The sequence below is a fragment of the Acinetobacter sp. YH12040 genome (genome assembly GCF_013420005.1).
GTDB lineage: Bacteria > Pseudomonadota > Gammaproteobacteria > Pseudomonadales > Moraxellaceae > Acinetobacter > Acinetobacter amyesii.
The window spans coordinates 82042-102141 of sequence record NZ_VOZB01000010.1 but is presented as its reverse complement, the minus strand read 5'-3'; the positions used below and the strand labels follow the sequence as shown (position 1 = coordinate 102141).

At 41.6% G+C, this 20100-nt stretch carries 21 protein-coding genes; 14 read left to right on the top strand and 7 right to left on the bottom strand.

The window, feature by feature from the left end; all coding sequences use genetic code 11:
* The first annotated feature begins 15 nt into the window (after window positions 1-15).
* The 4 genes from FTT99_RS12285 to FTT99_RS12270 are packed head-to-tail and all read left to right on the top strand — an operon-like array spanning window position 16 to window position 5880.
* Complete coding sequence (locus FTT99_RS12285) at window positions 16-2031, top strand: M3 family metallopeptidase (protein ID WP_078190068.1); 2016 nt, start codon at window positions 16-18, stop codon at window positions 2029-2031.
* A gap of 10 nt (window positions 2032-2041) precedes the next feature.
* Complete coding sequence (locus tag FTT99_RS12280; protein ID WP_078190067.1) at window positions 2042-2980, top strand: ABC transporter permease; 939 nt, start codon at window positions 2042-2044, stop codon at window positions 2978-2980.
* A gap of 7 nt (window positions 2981-2987) precedes the next feature.
* Window positions 2988-4127: an ABC transporter permease gene (locus FTT99_RS12275; RefSeq protein ID WP_180129900.1), complete on the top strand. Its 1140-nt coding sequence runs from the start codon at window positions 2988-2990 to the stop codon at window positions 4125-4127.
* A 13-nt stretch (window positions 4128-4140) separates the two neighbouring features.
* The gene (locus FTT99_RS12270) at window positions 4141-5880 is read left to right on the top strand and encodes an ABC transporter ATP-binding protein (protein ID WP_180129898.1); all 1740 of its coding nucleotides are present in this window, start codon (window positions 4141-4143) and stop codon (window positions 5878-5880) included.
* Between the two features lie 50 nt (window positions 5881-5930).
* Here the strand turns inward: FTT99_RS12270 and rluB are convergent, their stop codons facing one another.
* From rluB to FTT99_RS12255, 3 genes are read right to left on the bottom strand one after another with little or no spacing between them, the layout of a single operon-like run.
* Window positions 5931-7049: a 23S rRNA pseudouridine(2605) synthase RluB gene (gene rluB / locus FTT99_RS12265; RefSeq protein WP_168379582.1), complete on the bottom strand. Its 1119-nt coding sequence runs from the start codon at window positions 7047-7049 to the stop codon at window positions 5931-5933.
* A 41-nt stretch (window positions 7050-7090) separates the two neighbouring features.
* Complete coding sequence (gene scpB, locus FTT99_RS12260) at window positions 7091-7687, bottom strand: SMC-Scp complex subunit ScpB (protein WP_078190063.1); 597 nt, start codon at window positions 7685-7687, stop codon at window positions 7091-7093.
* Complete coding sequence (locus FTT99_RS12255) at window positions 7684-8478, bottom strand: ScpA family protein (protein ID WP_180129896.1); 795 nt, start codon at window positions 8476-8478, stop codon at window positions 7684-7686. The genes scpB and FTT99_RS12255 overlap by 4 nt, the downstream gene beginning before the upstream one ends.
* 339 nt (window positions 8479-8817) lie before the next feature.
* Between FTT99_RS12255 and FTT99_RS12250 the strand changes: the two genes are divergently transcribed.
* Window positions 8818-9537: a GNAT family N-acetyltransferase gene (locus tag FTT99_RS12250; protein ID WP_180129894.1), complete on the top strand. Its 720-nt coding sequence runs from the start codon at window positions 8818-8820 to the stop codon at window positions 9535-9537.
* A gap of 441 nt (window positions 9538-9978) precedes the next feature.
* Here the strand turns inward: FTT99_RS12250 and FTT99_RS12245 are convergent, their stop codons facing one another.
* Both FTT99_RS12245 and FTT99_RS12240 read right to left on the bottom strand, forming a co-directional pair.
* Window positions 9979-10596, bottom strand: coding sequence for an L-threonylcarbamoyladenylate synthase (locus FTT99_RS12245; RefSeq protein ID WP_078190059.1), 618 nt, complete (start codon window positions 10594-10596; stop codon window positions 9979-9981).
* A gap of 89 nt (window positions 10597-10685) precedes the next feature.
* Window positions 10686-11348, bottom strand: coding sequence for an elongation factor P hydroxylase (locus FTT99_RS12240; RefSeq protein WP_180129891.1), 663 nt, complete (start codon window positions 11346-11348; stop codon window positions 10686-10688).
* Window positions 11349-11445: 97 nt separating this feature from the next.
* On the opposite strand from FTT99_RS12240, the gene FTT99_RS12235 reads away from it, so the two are divergent.
* From FTT99_RS12235 to FTT99_RS12200, 8 genes are all read left to right on the top strand, one after another.
* Entirely contained in the window at window positions 11446-12003 is a 558-nt protein-coding gene (locus FTT99_RS12235; protein WP_078194223.1) for a DUF177 domain-containing protein, read from the top strand.
* A 77-nt stretch (window positions 12004-12080) separates the two neighbouring features.
* The gene (gene rpmF, locus FTT99_RS12230) at window positions 12081-12263 is read left to right on the top strand and encodes a 50S ribosomal protein L32 (RefSeq protein ID WP_004279227.1); all 183 of its coding nucleotides are present in this window, start codon (window positions 12081-12083) and stop codon (window positions 12261-12263) included.
* Window positions 12264-12468: 205 nt separating this feature from the next.
* On the top strand, window positions 12469-13449 hold the full coding sequence (fabD, locus tag FTT99_RS12225) for an ACP S-malonyltransferase (RefSeq protein WP_180129886.1): 981 nt from the start codon (window positions 12469-12471) through the stop codon (window positions 13447-13449).
* Complete coding sequence (fabG, locus tag FTT99_RS12220; protein WP_078190055.1) at window positions 13446-14180, top strand: 3-oxoacyl-ACP reductase FabG; 735 nt, start codon at window positions 13446-13448, stop codon at window positions 14178-14180. The genes fabD and fabG overlap by 4 nt, the downstream gene beginning before the upstream one ends.
* An 85-nt stretch (window positions 14181-14265) precedes the next feature.
* A complete protein-coding gene (acpP, locus tag FTT99_RS12215) occupies window positions 14266-14502 on the top strand; it encodes an acyl carrier protein (protein ID WP_078190054.1) in 237 nt (78 codons plus the stop codon).
* A gap of 191 nt (window positions 14503-14693) precedes the next feature.
* The gene (gene lysM / locus FTT99_RS12210) at window positions 14694-15167 is read left to right on the top strand and encodes a peptidoglycan-binding protein LysM (RefSeq protein ID WP_078190053.1); all 474 of its coding nucleotides are present in this window, start codon (window positions 14694-14696) and stop codon (window positions 15165-15167) included.
* Window positions 15168-15323: 156 nt separating this feature from the next.
* Window positions 15324-15803 (top strand): hypothetical protein, encoded by a 480-nt coding sequence (locus FTT99_RS12205; protein ID WP_180129884.1) that lies wholly within the window; start codon window positions 15324-15326, stop codon window positions 15801-15803.
* 65 nt (window positions 15804-15868) lie between these two features.
* Window positions 15869-16096: a hypothetical protein gene (locus FTT99_RS12200; protein WP_180129882.1), complete on the top strand. Its 228-nt coding sequence runs from the start codon at window positions 15869-15871 to the stop codon at window positions 16094-16096.
* A 502-nt stretch (window positions 16097-16598) separates the two neighbouring features.
* Here FTT99_RS12200 and hemJ read toward each other — a convergent pair.
* Complete coding sequence (gene hemJ / locus FTT99_RS12195) at window positions 16599-17051, bottom strand: protoporphyrinogen oxidase HemJ (RefSeq protein WP_180022661.1); 453 nt, start codon at window positions 17049-17051, stop codon at window positions 16599-16601.
* A gap of 68 nt (window positions 17052-17119) precedes the next feature.
* Window positions 17120-18349 (bottom strand): beta-ketoacyl synthase N-terminal-like domain-containing protein, encoded by a 1230-nt coding sequence (locus FTT99_RS12190; RefSeq protein ID WP_180129880.1) that lies wholly within the window; start codon window positions 18347-18349, stop codon window positions 17120-17122.
* Between the two features lie 273 nt (window positions 18350-18622).
* Between FTT99_RS12190 and FTT99_RS12185 the strand changes: the two genes are divergently transcribed.
* Window positions 18623-20083, top strand: a complete 1461-nt coding sequence (locus tag FTT99_RS12185) for an EcsC family protein (RefSeq protein ID WP_180129878.1) — start codon at window positions 18623-18625, stop codon at window positions 20081-20083.
* Window positions 20084-20100: the final 17 nt, after the last annotated feature.

The window sequence follows — 20100 nt, the reverse complement described above, 5'->3', positions numbered from 1 at the left end:
AAAACTGGAGAAATTATGAAAAATAAAGCTTTGAAACTCACCACCCTCAGTATGTTGATGATCGGCGCTAGCCAATTCGTTCAAGCCGAAGATTCAATACGGAGTACTTTGCCAAAGTTCCAAGCCAAAGAAATACCTGCGCTGTGTGATGCCAAAATTCAGCAAGTGAAAACAGATTTAGCAGCATTTGAGCAAAAAAAGATAAAAAATAATGCAAAAGCAGCACCTGTTTTGGCGGAGTGGGATCAAATTTTTGCCAAATTTGAAGATTTTTATGGACCAATCGGACTATATAGTAACGTCGATCCTGATGAGGCTTTACGTAAGGCTGCGGAAGATTGTGAAATTAAAATTATGGAGTTTCAAACTTCGGTTTATCAAAATCCAAAACTTTATGAGCAAATTAAAAAACTCAAAACCAATGACGAAATTGATAAAAAAATGCGTCAAGACATCTTGGATGGTTTTGAAAATACAGGGGTACAATTTACACCTGAAAAACGTGCTCGTTTGAAAGCTATCTTTGATGAATTAGCAAAAATTGAACAAGAATATGCTCGTAATGTACGAGATAATAAAGAAAAACTGGAGTTTACACCGGCGGAGTTGAAAGGCTTGCCAGACAGCTATATTTCGGGCTTAAAGAAAAATGAAAAGGGCAATTATTTGCTCGGTTTTGAATACCCAGAATACCGTCCATTTATGGAACTAGCAGAAAGTGATGATGCGCGTAAGCGTTACCAAACTGCATTCACGCGTCGTGGTACTGAGAAAAACTTAGTATTGTTAAAGCAAGCAATGGATTTACGTTATGAAATTGCGCAGCTCTTTGGCAAAAAAAGCTATGCCGAATGGGTGTTGCAACACCGTATGGCAAAAGACCCTGAAACAGTGAATAAGTTCTTAGCCGATGTTCATCAAACGGTGGCACCTTTAGAGAAAAAAGAAGTTGAGACTTTACGTGAGTTCAAAGCGAAAAGCCTGAAAATTCCACTCGAAAAAGCTGAAATCAATCGCTGGAGTGAGAGTTACTGGAGTGAAAAACTTCGCAAAGAAAAGTATCAAATCGATCAAGAAAAATTGCGTGACTATTTCCCAACCCAAGCATCTCAAGAATGGATTTTTGCCATTTCATCTGACCTTTATGGCATTGAATTTAAGCCTGCGAAAGTTGATGTTTGGCAGTCAGAAGTTGAATATTATGATGTAAAAGATAAAAAGACCGGTGAGCTGCTTGGTGGTTTATATATCGATAAATACCCACGTGAAGGGAAGTACGGTCATGCAGCTGTTTGGGGCGTAAAAGGTGGTAGTACCTTGACTAAGCGTAAACCGATTTCTGCTTTAGTGACCAACTTTAACCGTAAAGGTTTAAATAGTGATGAACTTGAAACCTTTGTTCATGAGTTTGGTCATGCTTTACACGGTATTTTGTCCAATACACGCTATGCATCTCAATCGGGGACTTCAGTAGAGCGCGACTTTGTAGAAGCGCCTTCACAAATGTATGAAGAGTGGGCACGTCGTAAAGAAACTTTATCTACGCTTGCAAATTACTGTAATCCAGCGTGTCCACCTGTAGATGACGCACTGATTAATAAATTAAAAGCAGTTCATAGCTATGGACGTGGTTTACATTATGCACGTCAAGCCTTGTATGCAAAATATGATATGGCACTTCACTCATCAGATGCTTTGAGTGTTAAACCTTTAGATGTTTGGAAGAAAATGGAAGGCGAGACAGCTTTAGGCTATGTCCCAAGTACTGAATTCCCAGGACAATTCAACCATATCATGGGCGGTTATCAAGTTGGCTATTATGGCTATATGTGGTCTGAAGTGATGGCACTCGATATGTTGTCTGCTTTCGGAGATAACCTAAATAACCCTGAAGTGGGACAACGCTACCGCAAAACGATCTTGTCGCAAGGTGGTCAATATGAAGCAGAAAAATTGGTGCATGATTTCTTAGGTCGTAAACCTGATAACAAAGCTTTCTTTGATGAAATTACTGGACAACGAGTGAAGTAAGGACAACTTTATGCTGGCATATATCATACGGCGTATATGGCAGATGATCCCAACGATGTTGGGGGTTGTTCTGCTCATATTCTTCTTATTTAACTGGGTAGGTGGGGACCCTGCATATATTCTAGCAGGCAAAATGTCGAACCCAGAGCAAATTGAAAACATCCGTCAACAGTTGGGGGTTGATCAACCCTATTATGTACAATTGTGGATTTTCATTAAGCAGATTTTAACTTTTGATTATGGAATGAGTTGGAGTACAGGTGAGTCGGTGTCAGATATTATTTTGACCCGTCTAGGACCGTCACTGACGATTTTAATTCCTTTAACTATTTTGCAAACGATCATTTCAATTGGTTTGGCACTTGCTGTGGCTTCAGTTCGTGGCACATTAACCGATCGTATGATTATGATGCTTTGTACGATTGGTATGTCGATCAGTATTTTGGTTTACATTATTGTTTTCCAATACGTATTTGCATATCAGTTGAGTTGGTTTCCGGTTCAAGGCTGGAGTGATCACTTTAGCGAAAACTTATTTAAATACGGTTTACTGCCTATATTAATTATGTTGGTGGTGAGTATTGCGCCAACTTTGCGCTTATACCGCAGTTTTGTATTGGATGAAGTCAATCAAGACTATGTTCGAACTGCGCGCGCAAAAGGTGTGGGTGAAAGCCGTATTTTAGGTGTACATGTACTCCGTAACGCCTCAATTCCAATTATTACCGATGTCATGTCGAGTCTACCGGCATTGCTGATAGGCGCTTTCCTGATTGAACGATTCTTTGGTATTCCGGGTATTGGTCGTGAAGTCATTATTGCTGTTGAGCGCAGTGACTTCCCTGTCATTAAGGCGATTACAGTCTACGTTGCAGCGGCTACAATGATTTTTAACTTAATCGCGGATTTGATTTATAAACTTGTCGATCCACGCGTTCAGTTGAAGTAGGTGGCCTATGCTAGGAATATTCAATAAGACTAAAGCAACGGCATCAACACCTGCATCGATTGGCTTGTGGAAGTTGGCGATGCGACGCCTAAAGGCCGATAAATTAGCGATGGTGTCGTTGTTCGTTGTACTGTGCTATTTCGTAGTGTTGCTATTGTCGATGACAGGCGTGGTTGCATCCAATTGGAATAAAGAAGTGGCTGTTAGTTATGCACCTCCAAGTTTTATTGGGGCGGAACTCAATGAAACAGCCAAAACCAAAGCATCAGCAGAAGATATGGCATTGCCTGAAAATCCTGTTGATCCTTTAAAAGATGTAATTGCTGAACTGAATGCAGAGATTGCGACTGAGCAAGGTGGTGCCAATGCAATTGACTACTATGGCGTTGTCGATCCACTAGCAGAAGATATGAAGGCGATTGATCAGCAATTGGGTGGTCATTTGTTAGATCAACAAAGTGAGCTAAAACAAACTTTACCGTTTGGTGCGGATAAATGGGGGCAGGATGTCCTGCAAAAAACCATTAAGGGTGCTGAAACATCTATTATTGTTGGCGTGGTAGCTGCATTACTTGCTGTCGTGATTGGGACAATTTTAGGGGCAATTTCTGGCTACTTTGGTGGTTGGGTTGATGATATTTTAAACTGGTTCTATAACATTTTTACCTCGATTCCGTATTTGCTCTTGGTTCTTGCGATTGCTGCTGTACTACAACAAAAGGGGATCTTGTCAATTGTCCTCATTCTAGGACTTACTGGGTGGACGGGGGTATATCGTCTGATTCGTGCAGAGTATATGAAGCATACTTCGCGTGAATATGTGCTTGCTGCCAAAGCGATAGGGGTGAGTCATTTCCGACGCATCTTTGTGCATATCTTTCCGAACGTCAGTCATATTGCATTGGTGCAAATCTCGATTTTAGTGGTGGCCTTTATTAAGTCAGAAGTGATTTTGAGCTTCTTGGGATTTGGCGTTCCAGTTGGAGTTGTGTCATGGGGCAGTATGCTTAATGAAGCACAAAGTGAATTGATTTTAGGTAAATGGTGGCAACTTATCGCAGCATCTGTAGCGATGGCGGTTTTGGTTACGGCATTTTCAATGTTTACTGATGCATTGCGTGATGCATTAGATCCAAAATTGAAATAAGGAGGAGTAAAGGATGACGGAACAAAATCAAACTGTTAAACCAACGCTCCTCAGTGTTCAAAACCTGAAAGTGAGCTTTAAAGCCGAAGATAAAAGCTATATCGAAACGGTCAAAGGAATATCTTTTGACATTCCTGCCAATACAACTGTGGCGCTTGTGGGAGAATCTGGCAGTGGCAAGTCGGTGACCTCGTTGGCAACCATGGGGCTGCTGCCACGTGATCAAAGCCGTATAGATGCAAGCAGTAAAATAGTTTTTGAAGGGCAGGATTTACTGAGTCTGTCTCCAAGAGAAATGCGTAATATCTGTGGTAAAGATATTGCGATGATTTTTCAGGAACCGATGTCGTCACTCAATCCCGTCTTTACGGTGGGTGATCAAATTGCCGAAGTATTACGACTTCATCTAGGTATGGGACGTAAGCAGGCAAGAGCACGGACTTTGGAATTACTGAAGGAAGTGGGTATTCCTTCTCCTGAAACGAAAATCGATGCCTATCCTAGCCAGATGTCAGGTGGCCAACAGCAACGTGTCATGATTGCAATGGCAATTGCATGTGAGCCGAAGTTATTGATTGCCGATGAGCCAACCACGGCACTTGATGTGACGATTCAAAAGCAAATTTTAGATTTACTCGAAGCCTTGCAAAAGAAACGTGAGATGTCGATGCTGTTCATTACGCATGATTTAGCCTTGGTAAGCGAAATTGCCGATCAGGTGATTGTCATGCGTCATGGAGAAATCCGTGAACAAGGCTTGGTCAATGAAGTGCTAGATCATCCTAAAGATATCTACACTCGTGCTTTACTTAAGTGTCGTCCACAGATGTCAGAGCGTCCTTATAAATTGCCAATGATCAGTGATTTTATGCGTCAAAATGGTGATGAGTTGATTGAGGATGTACATTTATCTGAGGAAACCCGTAGACAACGAACGCGTGGTCTCACGGGTAACGAGAAAATTATTTTAGATGTCAAAGACTTGAAGAAATCGTTTTATAGCCGCAAGGGTTTATTGGGTAAGGATGAATATCAGGCGGTCAAAGGTGTCTCGTTTCAACTGGCGAAAGGTAAAACGCTCGGGTTGGTTGGAGAGTCTGGCTCAGGTAAAACCACAATCGGCCTTTTACTGATGCGTCTACAGGAAGCGACAGGTGGTCAGGCGCTGTTTGAAGGTCATGATATTTTGGCGATGAGCGAAAAAGAATTTACCCAATATCAGCGCAAAATACAGATCATTTTCCAAAACCCATATGCTTCACTTAATCCACGTTTTACTGTGGGTCAAATTCTGATGGAGCCGATGCAAGTGCATCAGATTGGGAAGGATGATGCAGAACGAGAGCAAATGGCGTTTGATTTACTTGAACGTGTCAGTTTGCCTGCACAAGCATTTTATCGCTATCCACATGAGTTTTCTGGTGGTCAGCGTCAACGTATTGCCATTGCACGATGCTTGACCTTAAAGCCAGAAATTTTGATCTGTGATGAGTCTGTCTCTGCATTAGATGTTTCGGTTCAAGCCCAAGTTCTGAATTTATTGCAAGACTTACAAGATGAGTTTGGTTTGAGCTATATCTTTATTTCACATGATTTATCTGTAGTGAAATATATTTCTGACCAAATCATGGTGATGAACCATGGTGATATCGTTGAAATTGCAAACTCGGATGAGTTGTATAGATCGCCGCAGCATGAATATACCAAGCGTTTGCTGAGTGCGATTCCACAAACCACTGAACAATTTGCTTAGTAATCATAAAAAAAACCGCTCAAATGAGCGGTTTTTTTATACTTAAGAAATTAAAATTTCTTAAAGCCTTTGTTGTTTCCGCTAAATGCACGACTTGGCACAGAGTCATTACGACGCTCACGATTGCCATAATTGTCGTTACGACGTTCACGGTTACCGAAGTTTTCACTGTTGCGATCATTACGGTTATTGTTGAACCCTTCGTTGCGACGCTCTGAACGATTAAATCCATTGCCTTGGAAACCACCTTCAGTACGACCAGTACGACGTTCGCCACGATTGTCTTGATAACCATTGCTTTGTTGTGGCTGGTTTTCGTCACTGTCACGACGTTGTTGGCGTAAGTAACCACCGCGACGTGCTGCCATTGGTTTGTCTTGCATACGTTCAGTACGACGTTTCGCCATACCAAATAGGCCAGTACCTTGACGTGGTTTAAGCTCAACGGACTTGGTTAAGTTGTCAATATCTTGTTTATCTAGCTCGATCCAACGACCAGTACGTAGTTCGCGTGGCAGAATTACTGAACCATAACGTGTACGTAAAAGACGGCTCACTTTTAAGCCTTGAGATTCGAAAATACGACGAACTTCGCGGTTACGACCTTCTTTTACAACCACTTGATACCAACGGTTAATACCGTCACCACCAATTTCAGAGAATGACTCAAATTTTGCTGGACCATCATCTAAAACAACGCCTTGTAACATGTTGTTTTTTAACTGAGGGGTGACTTCACCCATGACACGAACAGCATATTCACGCTCGATTTCGCTAGATGGGTGCATTAAACGGTTCGCCAGTTCACCGTCATTCGTGAACAGCAATAGACCTGTAGAGTTGATATCTAGACGACCTACCATTACCCAACGATCACCTGTAATTTGAGGTAATTGTTCAAATACCGTTGGACGGTTTTCAGGGTCATTGCGTGAGCAAATTTCGCCTTCTGGTTTGTAGTAAATCAACACACGGCGACGAATTTCGTCTTCAATTTGGAACTGAACTTTACGACCATCGATGCGAAGCTCATCGCCTGGTTCGATACGTTCACCCACTTGGGCAACTTGCCCATTTACGCTCACACGACCAGCGGCAATGACTTCTTCCATATAACGGCGAGAACCCAAACCAACGCGTGCGAGCACCTTTTGCAATTTTTCACTCATGACAGCATAACCTTAGAAATTATCATCAACAGTTCACCTATTTATGACTTCGGTGCATTCGCATCGAGGGCCATAAAAGCTTCCTTGGCATCCTGCAGGGGAGGCAATTGGCCCAAAGAGGTTAGACCAAAAGCATTTAAAAATTGAGGCGTTGTAACTAACAACGCGGGTCGTCCTGGGAGTTCACGAAAACCAGATTCTTTAATCCAGTTCCAGTCAAATAACGTACGTAAAATTTGACTATTGTTGGTCACCCCACGGATTTGCTCAATATCTGCGCGGGTTACCGGTTGATGGTAAGCAATGACAGAAAGAGTTTCGAGCAAGGATGGCGATAAACGAGTTGGTCGTTCAGGCCAGGTCTGTGCAATAATATTACGATATTTTGCACGTACTTGAAAACGGAAACCTTGAGCGGTTTCAACAAGTTCAATTGATCTGCCGTGTTGCAGCATTGAAAGTTGCTGCAAATATTGGCGTAATTCGGTTTTACTGAAACGGTCTTGGAAAGCCTCTTTTAAACGGGCAATACTCACTGCCGCTTCACTGGCAAAAATAATGGCTTCAAGCTGCATCAAAATTTCATGCAGATTATCTTCTGAAGAAACCGCAGTCATTTGTTTAAGTTCAGTGTTCATGCACGTGCTCCCTGAATTGCAAGCGGTGCTTCTACACCTGATGCGACAATTTGGACTTTTTGTTGGCGTGTCAGTTCCAACACGGCCATAAATGTCACGACAACACCCATGCGGCCTTGGTTTGGCTTGAGTAGGTCTGCAAAATCTAACACTTCACCTGACTCAAGCTTAGTTTCAATATAAGCAATACGTTCTTCGAGTAAGACAGGTTCTTGTAAAATTTGGTGGGTAACTGGTTCTGGTCGATTAAAAACACAGAGTATGACATCACGAAGTAATTGAATGTCATAGCCATCATTGGTTTCGACAATCGTTCCTAAACTGACATTGGTATCGAAAGTATCTCGATCCAACACTGACATTTGACCTAATCTTTCCGCAGCTTGTTTGATGCGCAAATACGTTTCTAAACGGTCAATCAATTCTTGTTTAGGATCTTGTTCATGTGCCGCGGTCGATTTAGGTTTTGGCAATAATAGACGCGATTTTAAATCGGCCAATAGGGCTGCCATAACCATATAGTCTGCAGTTAATTCAATATCTAGAGATTTCATTGCATCCATATAAGACAAATATTGGGATGCAATCGGGGCAATATCGACTTGTAATAAGTCGAAGCCATTTTTTTGAATCAGGTAAATCAGAAAGTCGAGTGGTCCTTCGAAATGCTCTAATAGAATTTCAAATGCAGCGGGTGGGATGTACAAATCTTCTGGAATAGCTTCTTGCCACTCATCCAAAACGCGAATGTGTGGAGCATCTTCCATAGAATTATGGACAGTTTGGTTCATTGCAATTATAGGCCACGCGAATTTTCAAAGGCATGCAGACAGCTTTCGCTTCGATCTCACATCGAAAGTAAAAGCACAAAAGTTATAGGGAATAGTGTAATGGAAAAATGCGTTTAAAGAAATTACTGAACGGTTGAATTGGATAAAAAACTTAAAATTTATAGGGAATAGGCTTTATTTATACACATGTAAAATTTTAAAGCTGTGATATCGATCACATCTTGTGTTAATTGTAAAAAATACACTCATCAATCCATGAACTCATCTAAGCTGTGATGTCTGGATGATGGGCGTCCATTATGAAATGATTTGAATGAATTGACTAAAAGAATATTAGCTATGCCACAACAATATAATCAATGGGGTCAGGCCGTAGGGATGACGTTGGCGCAGTTTGAACCTTGCCAGTTCAGATGTAAAACCGAAGTGGGGCAATCTGTTCGACTTATTCCGATGTTGCCCGATCAGCTTGATGATAGTCTTTTACAGCGGCTATGGCAGACAGTACAACAAGAACCCGATGAACGTTGTTGGACGTATTTGCCTTATTCTCAAATTCAAAGCATGCAGCAATTGCGTGATTATTTTCAGCAATCCTTTCATTTTGCGGGTTCCATGCATTATGTCATTGAGGTTGGTGAAGCCGTTGTAGGGTGGATTGGTTTGCTCAATGTACGCCCAGCACATGCCGTCATTGAAATTGGCAATGTCTATTTTTCAAGTTTAATGAAGCAATCAACCGCAGCAACAGAAACTATTTATCTGTTGTTAAAAGCATGCTTTGCAGCGGGATATCGACGGGTGGAGTGGAAGTGTGATGACTTGAACGCGCCTTCGAAAAACGCTGCTTTGCGTTTTGGCTTTCAATTTGAAGGGTTGTTTCGTCAACATGTGATAGTGAAAGGTCGTAATCGTGATACTGCTTGGTTTGCGATGTTGGATCAGGATTGGCCAATGTTGTCTCAAGCATATGCAGCTTGGCTCAATACAAATAATTTTGATGAGCAGGGACAACAAAAAATTCACTTAAAAGAATTTATGCAGCTTTATTGCGCTTGAGCAAAAGTACACGATCAAGGCTTTGAACCTGTTAGTAAGACCCTTTGTTCAAGTGCAAATTCGATAATGTGTTGGCACTGTGCTTGCGAGCAGAGATTTTGACTGGATAGTCGTTTAAACAGCGATTTCACAGTTGATGTATGTAGAAAATAATGAAAAGCCTGAGGTGGTGATGTTGATGAAATTAAATTTTTATCAGATGCTGCCCTTAGTTGAGCCGTGGATTCTAAAGTCCATGGCTCACTGGCATATATAGCAAGATGATTAAGACTGTTTTGCTCGGAGACACTGAGGTCTATCGCATTTTGGAGCTTGAGTAAAATTTGAAATAAAGTCATCAGGTCGATTCCTTTATCGAAAGGTGCTTTAACCGCGTTTTGAGCAGATGACCTTTACATGCTGTGCCTCTGATCGGTAACAGCATGTATTTAACAGTACATGCTATTCAAAGGCACTGACATCACCGACACCACGGCGAATCACTTCAGGGTATTCACCTGCAAGGTTTACAACGCTAGTGGTATTTAAAGTACCTAAACCGCCATCAATCAATACATCTATGCGTTTACCGATTTGCAGTTCAATTTCGTAAGGATCATCAATCGGTTCTTTTTGGCCCGGTAAAATTAAGGTCGATGTTAATAAAGGCTCACCCAATTCTTTGAGTAATAATTGGCAAATCGGGTTGCTCGGAATACGCAGTCCAATGGTTTTCTTTTTAGGATGCATTAAACGGCGAGGAACTTCACTGGTCGCAGGCAAAATAAAGGTAGTGACAGCAGGGGTGTTATTTTTCAATAAACGATACATGGCATTGTCGACTTTGGCATAAGTGGCAATGTCAGATAAATCTGCACAAATAATCGCATATTGATGTTTAGCATCGAGCTGACGAATTTGGGCAATGCGTTCCATGGCATTTTTGTTCCCAATCTGGCAACCGATGGCATAGGCGGCATCTGTAGGATAAACCACCACATCGCCGGCACGAATCCGTTCAACGGCCTGCGTAATTAAACGGGGCTGAGGATTTTCCGGATGTATTCTTAAATGCAACATGTCGTTTTCCTCTTATTATTAAAAGCTCTAGACATTATGTCGCGGTCTATTCGCTTTGTGCAATGTGAAATGCAGTCAAATTGTATAATTTAATCAAGCATTTCACGTTGAAATTCATTCGCCTGTAACATTTTGCCAGCACGTGTACAGTGACAAATGCATTGGATAAAGCGCCAAGCATCGCGTGGAAGTTTGGCTTCACCCTTAAAATAAGCCTGTAATTGTGCATAGACATTATCTTTAAAGCTGCTGCCATCTCCTCCTTCACCTGTGAGGTTGTCGAGTGATACACGAAACTTACGCCCAAAGGCTTTGGCAAATAACCATTCGATCGCTTGGGGCTTAATCTCCACCTGCTCAAAGAGGGCTTGCTGCTCTTTACTACGACCATCTGGTGCATACCAATAGCCTAAATCAGGAAGTAAACGGCGTTGCTCGCCAGCAATAGTCCAATGGCTAATTTCATGCAAAGCGCTATTGAAATAACCATGAGCAAATTGAATACGGGCAGGGCCATTTGAATCAGCAGGAAAGTACTCGGGCTCACAGTCACCTTTCACTAAGCTCACATTCAGGTGGGAAAACCAATGATTAAAGTGTAAGATGAGCCATTCGACGTGTTCTGTTTCTGTGGAAAGTTTCTCCCAAGCCGAGAGTTGCACTTGGTCGGTTGAAATGTCAGAATCAAGCGTTGAAATTGTGCTCATAAGTGATGAAACATTCACTTCTGTTTGCGGCTGCAACAGATGCATAACTTAAGTTACCCAAATGGTCTGTCTAAATAAGTACAAAATTGTATCTTAATCTTTGACAGAGTACTGATGAATTTGTAGAATTGCCGCCTTAATTATGTCAGCAAATACCTTTCCGGCACAGATTGAGCCGTTTAAATGGGCTGAACAGGGCTTTAAATGGTCAGGAACACTGCCATTATCTCGCTTTGTTCGTATTGCTCGTGAAGCTGTTGGATCAATTGATGATCAATTGATTAACATAGACTGTAAGCTATCAATGGATGCTTATCATCGCATTGTATGGCTAGATGGTCATGTTGAAACAAATGTTCCAATGGAATGCCAGCGTTGTCTGGATACTGTTGAGATCCCACTTGTTTCAAGTTTTCATCTAGCTCTTGTAGATGACGAGTCACTGATAGAGCGCTTGGATGAGGATGCTGATTTCATCGTTTTAGGTGAAAGTGAAGCAACAACCAAAGGTTCATATGATGCGCCTGCGACTGCTGATTTACTCTCACTGATAGAGGATGAATTGTTATTGTTGATGCCTTTGTCACCTAAGCATGACGCTTGTGAACATAAGCATCAACCTGCCGCTGAAGAGCTTGTTGAAGAAAAACGGGACAACCCGTTTGATGTTTTGGCAGGTTTGAAGGGTAAACTTAACTAATTTTTGTGTTATACTCTTGAGTATAAGACAATCGAATTTGTTCTGATCCATTTTTTCGATCTTTGTAAGGAGCCATCATGGCCGTTCAGCAAAACCGTAAAAGTCGCTCTCGCCGTGACATGCGCCGTTCACATGACGCTTTAACCGAGAATGCATTAACTGTAGACCAAGCTACTGGCGAGACTCACCGTCGTCACCACGTATCTAAAGATGGTATCTACCGTGGTCGTCAATTATTCGCTAAAGCATCTGCTGAATAATTGGTGATGTATTAAGCGTCAAGCTTAGTAGAAAAAATGGGAGCGTTAAGCTCCCTTTTTTTGTACCGATTTTTTGTTGCATTTGGCAATTACCAAGACAAAAATTAAGTGTTAAATTTCCGTCCCTGAAACAAGCTTACATGGGATTGTGTTGAATAAATGTCCAAATAGCATAAATTCACCAGTCTTGATAAAGGATTTTTTTATGTCTGCTAAACAACTCGAGCAAGCAGCTCAAGCTACTAAAACTGCATTCGTGTTCCCGGGTCAAGGGTCACAGAAAGTCGGCATGCTCGCTGAACTTGCAGAACAGTTTAGTAGTGTGCAAGCAACATTTGCAGAAGCATCAGAAGCAGTTGGCTTTGATCTTTGGCAAATTGCGCAAAGTGGTGAAGGGTTAAACCAAACAGAATTTACTCAACCTGTACTCCTGACTGCCAGTATTGCTTTATGGCGTGTGTGGTTAGAGTTAGGTGGTGTTGCACCGAAATACCTTGCAGGTCACTCATTAGGTGAATACAGCGCCTTGGTTGCTGCGGGAGCGATGAGCCTAGGTGATGCCGTTAAACTGGTGAACCTACGTGGTCAGTTAATGCAAAGTGCTGTACCTGAAGGTCAAGGTGCAATGGCGGCAATTTTGGGTCTAGATGATGCCAAAGTCATTGAACTTTGTGCTCAAGCAGAAGGCCCAGGTTCAGTAGATGCTGCAAACTACAATGCACAAGGTCAAGTTGTCATTGCGGGCGATAAAGCCATGGTTGAAGCGGTTATGGCTGCTGCTAAAGATAATGGCGGTAAGGCAATCGCACTTCCGGTTTCTGTGCCATCGCATTGTGCATTGATGAAACCTGCTGCTGAACAGTTTGCGACAGCATTGGAACAAACTGCCATTGAGCTGCCTACTATACCTGTAATACAAAATGTAGGCGCTGAAATCGCGACTGATGTAGCGCAATTACGTCAGGCGTTAACTGCACAGTTATACCAATCTGTACAGTGGACAAAGACCATGCAGTATTTGCAAGACCAAGGTATTCAGTACATTGCTGAATGTGGTCCGGGTAATGTCCTTGCGAATCTCGCAAAACGTTTGCCAAATATTGAAAAAGCATTCCCACTCGACACGAAAGGTCGTATGGAAGATGCACTGAATGCCATTTTAGTGGCAGAAGGGAAAATTGCATGACACAAGAACGCAAAGTTGCTTTAGTAACAGGTGCGAGCCGAGGGATTGGAGCAGCAATTGCTCAGCAATTGATTCAAGACGGTTATTTTGTTGTAGGTACTGCAACTTCAGAAGCGGGTGCGGAAAAATTATCTGCTGCTTTTGCTGAAAATGGTGCGGGTAAAGTTTTAGATGTACGTGATGCAACTGCAATTGATGCATTGGTATCAGACATTGAGCAAAACTTTGGTTCTGTATTGGTTTTGGTGAACAATGCTGGTATTACCAAAGATAATTTGTTACTTCGTATGTCAGAAGATGATTGGGATGACATTCTCAACATTCATTTGAAAGCCGTTTATCGACTTTCTAAACGTGTTTTAAAGGGTATGACCAAAGCACGTTTTGGCCGAATTATTAATATTAGTTCTGTGGTTGCACATTTTGCTAACCCAGGACAAGCAAACTATTCTGCTGCAAAAGCAGGGATTGAGGCCTTTGGTCGCAGCCTTGCAAAAGAGATGGGAAGCCGCCAAATCACTGTAAATGCAGTGGCTCCGGGCTTTATTGCAACAGAAATGACAGAACAGTTAAGCGAAGAAATTCGTAAAAAGATGAGTGATCAAGTGGCTTTAAACCGTTTAGGTGAGCCACAAGATATCGCAAATGCCGTAAGTTTTCTTGCTTCTGAAAAGGCAAGTTACATTACCGGAACTGTATTACATGTAAATGGTGGTTTATACATGAGCTAAGCGCTCAAGTATAAACTTTCAAAACGATTTAGATTCAATTAAACTAACGGCATTAAAAACGCCACAAGCAATGAGGAGAATTCCTGTGAGCGATATCGAACAACGCGTAAAACAAGCAGTAGCTGAACAACTTGGTCTTAAAGCAGACGAGATCAAAAACGAAGCTTCTTTCATGGATGACTTAGGTGCAGATTCTCTAGACCTAGTTGAATTAGTTATGTCTTTCGAAAACGATTTCGACATCACTATTCCTGATGAAGATTCAAACGAAATCACTACTGTACAATCTGCAATTGACTATGTTTCTAAGAAACTAGGTTAATTTTAGATTTCAGCGATGCTGATTTAAAAAGCCACCATTCGGTGGCTTTTTTTATGCCGAATATTTTGTTTTTACATTAGCTTACGTTTCTGTCACCAACAACAACTCAAAAGCGGTTATTTTTTAGCTATAAGAATAGAGTTTGAACAATAGTTAAATGATTTAAAACAGTAAAAACAACGGAGAAAAATATGGGTCTTTTTGATTTTGTAAAAGGTATTGGTAAAAAAAATACAGCGCCTGCGGAACCTCAAGCAGCGCCAGCAACACCTTCTGAACCATCTGCACAAGAAATTGCCAATAAGTTATTGGGTCATATCAAAGCACTGGGCTTGCCTGTAACTGGTTTGTCTGTGAGTTATAACGGGACTTCAGATCTAGCAACAGTGAAAGGTCAGGTACAAAGCCAAGCAGATCGTGAAAAGATTATCTTAGCAGTAGGGAATATTGATCATGTGGCACAAGTAGATGATCAGTTAACAGTGACGAGTCCTGAGCCTGAAAGTAAGTTCTATACTGTTAAGTCGGGAGATAACCTGTCTAAAATCTCTAAAGAATTTTATGGTGATGCAAATCAATACAATAAAATTTTTGAAGCAAACCGTCCTTTGTTAAAAAATGCCGATGACATTTTCCCAGGGCAAGTGCTGCGTATTCCTGCATAAATATTTGTGTTTACAGTAAAAAAGCCATCTTTCGATGGCTTTTTTTTGTATGCGTGAATGGTGGAGTTGAATATAATGCGGCTGAAATAATTCAAAATAAGAAATCAATGAAACAAAAAAATCATCTTTATTATCTTACTGTTGCTTGCAGTTGTTGTGTGTCTTTGGCTGCGGTGGGATGAGCGTATTGATCCTCGGGTGCTCAAGTGGCAGCAGTCTGAAATTTCTTATCTTTCAAATTACACACAAGAGCCGTATTTTAACTTGCTTGGGCTGAATGCTGGAGATCGGTTTTCGGCATCGAATGTTCGGCGCTATCGTTATCATCAAGATTGGGCATTTAGTTTGTTGGGGCAAGAGCATCAGAATGCATTGGGCCAGCCATTGAATGTGAAGCTAACGCGTGAAAAGTGGTCAGAAGAACAGACGAATTTAGTTGCTGAGTTTCAGCAATTGCTGGTCGATGATCCTACGGCGGTTAGTGCATTTGTTGTTGAGCATCGTCTGGTGCTTGGTGCGTTGATACAGCAAGAAAAGGTGCCGTTGCAGCGCTTTAACACATGGTTGCAGCATGCAGACCAATACCGCAGTTTAAGTATGCCGAGCAATTCCACATATCCAGACTTAAGTATTTAAATCAGTTGGCGATCCTTTATCTGATCAATATTGCTTTAAATAAAGAGGATAAGCTGGATGCATATATGGCTGAATATCACAGATTGCAGCAGATGCTTGAGCGCCCGAACTCATTGGTTGAAAGGATGCTGATTCAAAACTGGCTGGCACGTTATGTTCGAATTATACGTAATGAGCAATTAAAGACTGGACAAGTTGTTTATTTGGAGCCTTTAAGTGTCAGTCAGTTGAGTTTGCGCTCAGCAGCACAATTGGAAGCCTATGGCGTATATGCGGTGTTGAAGCGGGTGTAGCAATCATCGGGCTGGAGTACCTCGTTGATGTATTGGTTTTATTTGCCAAATCAAACTACGAATCAATTGTTTAAGCAATATGAAAAGGCGGCACAGCTATCTGAGTTTTCTTATGATTCGTTTAGGATGCAGGCTGGTCAAGAGCAGGGATAGTATTCATCTTGGCATATCAAAAACTATTTGGGCAATACTTTGTCCAATATAGAGGGGTGCCTTGGGAGCGCTATGTGCTTGCAGGGCACATTTTGAATGATCGTATTATGATTTTTAATTTGTTGAATCAGGGTGCGACTGATTTAACGCAGTTGAATCAAAATAGCCACGGCCGACGTTTCTTTAAAAGGAGGGGGTGTTGCGTGCTGAAGTGCCGTATCCGCGTGAGCAATTTAGAGCACACAATTGGAATATTTTAGATAGCTGTGTGCAGTTGTAGTTTTTGTATATAAACATTTTGATATAGAAATAAAAAAGCCCCAATGAGTAGGGGCTTTTTTACAGTCGTTTAGAAGCTTGGCTTCACTACAACTAAAATAACAACCGCAAATAAAATCAAAGTGGGCATTTCATTAAAATAACGCCAGAATTTATGCGACTTATAATGTGCATTTTCGATAAGCTTTTTACGGTAATAACCACAAACAAAATGATAAATCACCAATAGTCCAACCAATCCAACTTTTAAATAGAACCAAAGCGCTTCATGGTAGTGTCGTGTTGCATCACCCCAATCGACGAGGAAGTGCGCCGTGATCAGTGTAGCAATCATTGCAGGCCACATAATGCCGCGATATAGCTTGCGTTCCATGATTTGAAAGCGCTGATGACTCGTAGCATCATCACTCATGGCGTGGTAGACATAAAGGCGAGGGAGATAGAATAGCGCTGCGAACCAGCAAACAACTGCGATGATATGCAATGCTTTTACCCAGAGGAAAGCATCTGATGGAGCATCCATATATTAACCCTTAAAAGGGCGGTGGGTATGTGCTTTGGCACCGAAGCGCCAAAGCAGCAAACTTTATATTAAGCTTCCCATTTTTTGAAAACGAGGCAAGCGTTTACACCGCCAAAACCAAAACTGTTACTCATCACAGTATTCAATTTTGCATCACGTTTTTCAAGTACGATATCAAAAGGTTTTGCGCCTTCGTCAAGTTCAGTCACGTTGATGTTCGGTGCAATAAAGTCATTTTGCATCATTAAAATAGAATAAATCGCTTCTTGTACGCCTGCAGCGCCCAGGCTGTGACCTGTCATCGACTTGGTTGAGCTGAGCGGAGGAACTTGCCCTTCACCGAAAGCAAGCTCCATCGCTTTAAGTTCAGTGACATCGCCTGCCGGAGTAGATGTACCATGTGTATTAACATAGTCGATGGTATCTACACCATGTTGTTTAGCTTCTTCTAAAGCCATAAGGATACAACGCGTCGCACCTTCGCCCGATGGTGCAACCATGTCAGCGCCGTCAGAATTTGCTGCATAGCCGACAACTTCAGCCAAAATGTTTGCACCACGTGCTTGAGCATGTTCAAGTGACTCTAGTACAACGAAGCCACCGCCGCCAGCGATCACGAAACCGTCACGGTCAGCAGAGTAAGGGCGGGAAGCAGTTTCAGGAGTGTCATTGTATTTTGAACAAAGTGCACCCATTGCATCAAATAAAAGACTTTGTGACCAATGGTCTTCTTCACCACCACCAGCAAGCATTAAGTCTTGTTTGCCTAATTGAATCAAATTGTATGCATAACCAATGGCATCTGCAGATGTTGCACAAGCGCTAGTAATGGTGTGTGCAATACCTTGCATTTTAAATGCCACACCCACGTTTGCGGTAATGGTGTTGGTCATGTTACGTGGTACAAAGAATGGACCAACTTTACGTGCACCTTTGGTGTCTAGAAGTTCTTTCATTTCAACAACAGATGCAGTTGAACCACCACCTGAACCACCCGCAATACCGTAACGTGGATTACCGCCAATTTGTTCTGCTGTTAAGCCTGCATTTTCTACCGCAGCCAAAGCTGAGTTGTATGCATACATTGCGCATACGCCCATAAAGCGTTTTAAACGGCGGTCAATACCGTCAAAGTTTTGTTCTGCAGCCGCACTGACATGACTTTTAAAATTAAGTTCAGCATAACTTGGGTTGAAACGTGTTCCAGAAATCCCGTTTTGCAAAGAATGAGTGACATCTTCTAATGTATTACCAATGCATGAGTTGATGCCCATACCAGTGATTACAACACGTTTCATCTACAGATCCTTTATAGGTAGTGTGTGAGCAAGCTATAGAAAGTATACGAAGGAAACTTTCTAAATAGGCGAACTCATATAATTTGATTGGAATAATGATAGCAGAAAGCTTTTTGAATTCTTATGGCAAATCCTATGCCTATTGTTGACTGAGCTAATTTGCAACTTTGCAGCAAAAAACTTAACTTAAAGATACATATTCAAGTTGTGATAAAGTTTGACTACACCTAGTATTTATCAATAATTTCAAGAATAGTTTTAATGAGGTAGGGAATGGTGAAAACGAATAATAAACCAACGGCAGGTCTACTCTCAAACGCCTTTGGAGTGGCTAAAAAGCTCAGTTCTACTGGGGTGTCCATCATTAATCATGTCGCACCCGAATCCGTAACTAAGGTCATTCAACCTCAAAAAAATGGTCAAACCTTGGAGGGGCAGTCAAGGCAAGCGGGCGTATTTGATGTAAAAAAATATGATAATCCTCAGCAAATCTTACGTGAACACGTTCCAAATGTTTCTAGACAATTATTCGGTCGACATTTTAATACTGTAAATAATGTGGCTAATTTTGTTGCTCCTCAATTTAGTGACAAAATTTCTGATTATTTATTTGATCGACTTAATCATTTTAGTTCGGATATTTCATCTGTAGATGCTGTACTGGATGAAGCTGGGGTACGTGATTTAGAAGAGTTGACACAAGATGTCGATCGTTCGCGTCGTATTAGTCAGGCTCTGGGTGAGCAAAATAAATGGATTGCTTCGATTCAAGGGGCTTTAACAGGTGCGACAGGTGTCATTGGTTCAAGTGTTGATATTCCTGCTTCACTGATTATGACTCTGCGAGTGATTTATCAAGTTGGACGTTCTTATGGTTTCGACTTAAGCAAAGAAAGTGACCAAGATATTGTTCAGTTTATTTTTAAACAGGTCGACTTGAGTTTAATTGCAGAAAAACAAACTTTGCTTATGGCAATAAAAGCTCTGAGTAGTACGCTACAAAATAGTGATTTACATCAATTGCAGCAATTGGTGGGTTCAGATACTGATGCAGCAGCATTGAAAAAATATGTACTAGATGAAAATGGTCAGTTTAAGTGGGCATGGCTCAATCAAATGCCAAAAGTTTCATTGTTAAATCAGCTATCACGATTATCTCCTGTGGCGAGTGTTGGTGTAAGTGTGGTGTATAGTCGCCGTTTAGTGGATGAAGTGAATCAGAAGGCACAGCAAGTCTTTTCTAATGCGCGCCAATATATTTTGCAGCATCAGGATATTAGCTTGTCACCTTTACATGCCTATGAGCGCTCTCTTGAGTTACTTGCTCAAGCGACACCTAAATTACTAGAAGGCATTAAGGCGAAAGATATCGATTTGGCTGAGCCAGTATTGGATCAAACCATAGATGTTGCAGGTCATGAGAGTATTCGTGCAGTAAAAGTCATCAAAAAAGCACAAGCTAAAACCGCTGATGCAGCCGAAGTGGCAGTAGAGCAGGAACAAAAAGTCTCAGAAGGTTTGGAGGCACTTGCAGGAAAAGTTGTTGAGCCTCATTCACCCGTGGCTGCGCAAAAACCTGCTTTAGCTGAAAAAGATGAGTTTGATGTGTTGGAATCTGTACAGCAGGAGGATGTCTCCGTGGATAAAGCTGCACCCAAAACTAAGCCGCGTAAAGTCAAAACAGCAGCCGTAGATAAAGTTACAAAAAAATCAGCAGATTCTTCTGAAAAATAAACTATTTATTTGTGGGT

Coding starts and splice junctions, on each gene's coding strand:
- hemJ (WP_180022661.1), bottom strand. CDS start 17,051: ATGGATGCTCCATCAGATGCTTTCCTCTGGGTAAAAGCATTGCATATC.
- lysM (WP_078190053.1), top strand. CDS start 14,694: ATGGGTCTTTTTGATTTTGTAAAAGGTATTGGTAAAAAAAATACAGCG.
- FTT99_RS12250 (WP_180129894.1), top strand. CDS start 8,818: ATGCCACAACAATATAATCAATGGGGTCAGGCCGTAGGGATGACGTTG.
- FTT99_RS12185 (WP_180129878.1), top strand. CDS start 18,623: ATGGTGAAAACGAATAATAAACCAACGGCAGGTCTACTCTCAAACGCC.
- FTT99_RS12240 (WP_180129891.1), bottom strand. CDS start 11,348: ATGCATCTGTTGCAGCCGCAAACAGAAGTGAATGTTTCATCACTTATG.
- fabD (WP_180129886.1), top strand. CDS start 12,469: ATGTCTGCTAAACAACTCGAGCAAGCAGCTCAAGCTACTAAAACTGCA.
- rpmF (WP_004279227.1), top strand. CDS start 12,081: ATGGCCGTTCAGCAAAACCGTAAAAGTCGCTCTCGCCGTGACATGCGC.
- scpB (WP_078190063.1), bottom strand. CDS start 7,687: ATGAACACTGAACTTAAACAAATGACTGCGGTTTCTTCAGAAGATAAT.
- FTT99_RS12285 (WP_078190068.1), top strand. CDS start 16: ATGAAAAATAAAGCTTTGAAACTCACCACCCTCAGTATGTTGATGATC.
- FTT99_RS12245 (WP_078190059.1), bottom strand. CDS start 10,596: ATGTTGCATTTAAGAATACATCCGGAAAATCCTCAGCCCCGTTTAATT.
- FTT99_RS12275 (WP_180129900.1), top strand. CDS start 2,988: ATGCTAGGAATATTCAATAAGACTAAAGCAACGGCATCAACACCTGCA.
- FTT99_RS12190 (WP_180129880.1), bottom strand. CDS start 18,349: ATGAAACGTGTTGTAATCACTGGTATGGGCATCAACTCATGCATTGGT.
- rluB (WP_168379582.1), bottom strand. CDS start 7,049: ATGAGTGAAAAATTGCAAAAGGTGCTCGCACGCGTTGGTTTGGGTTCT.
- FTT99_RS12235 (WP_078194223.1), top strand. CDS start 11,446: ATGTCAGCAAATACCTTTCCGGCACAGATTGAGCCGTTTAAATGGGCT.
- FTT99_RS12280 (WP_078190067.1), top strand. CDS start 2,042: ATGCTGGCATATATCATACGGCGTATATGGCAGATGATCCCAACGATG.
- FTT99_RS12270 (WP_180129898.1), top strand. CDS start 4,141: ATGACGGAACAAAATCAAACTGTTAAACCAACGCTCCTCAGTGTTCAA.
- FTT99_RS12255 (WP_180129896.1), bottom strand. CDS start 8,478: ATGAACCAAACTGTCCATAATTCTATGGAAGATGCTCCACACATTCGC.
- FTT99_RS12200 (WP_180129882.1), top strand. CDS start 15,869: ATGGCTGAATATCACAGATTGCAGCAGATGCTTGAGCGCCCGAACTCA.
- fabG (WP_078190055.1), top strand. CDS start 13,446: ATGACACAAGAACGCAAAGTTGCTTTAGTAACAGGTGCGAGCCGAGGG.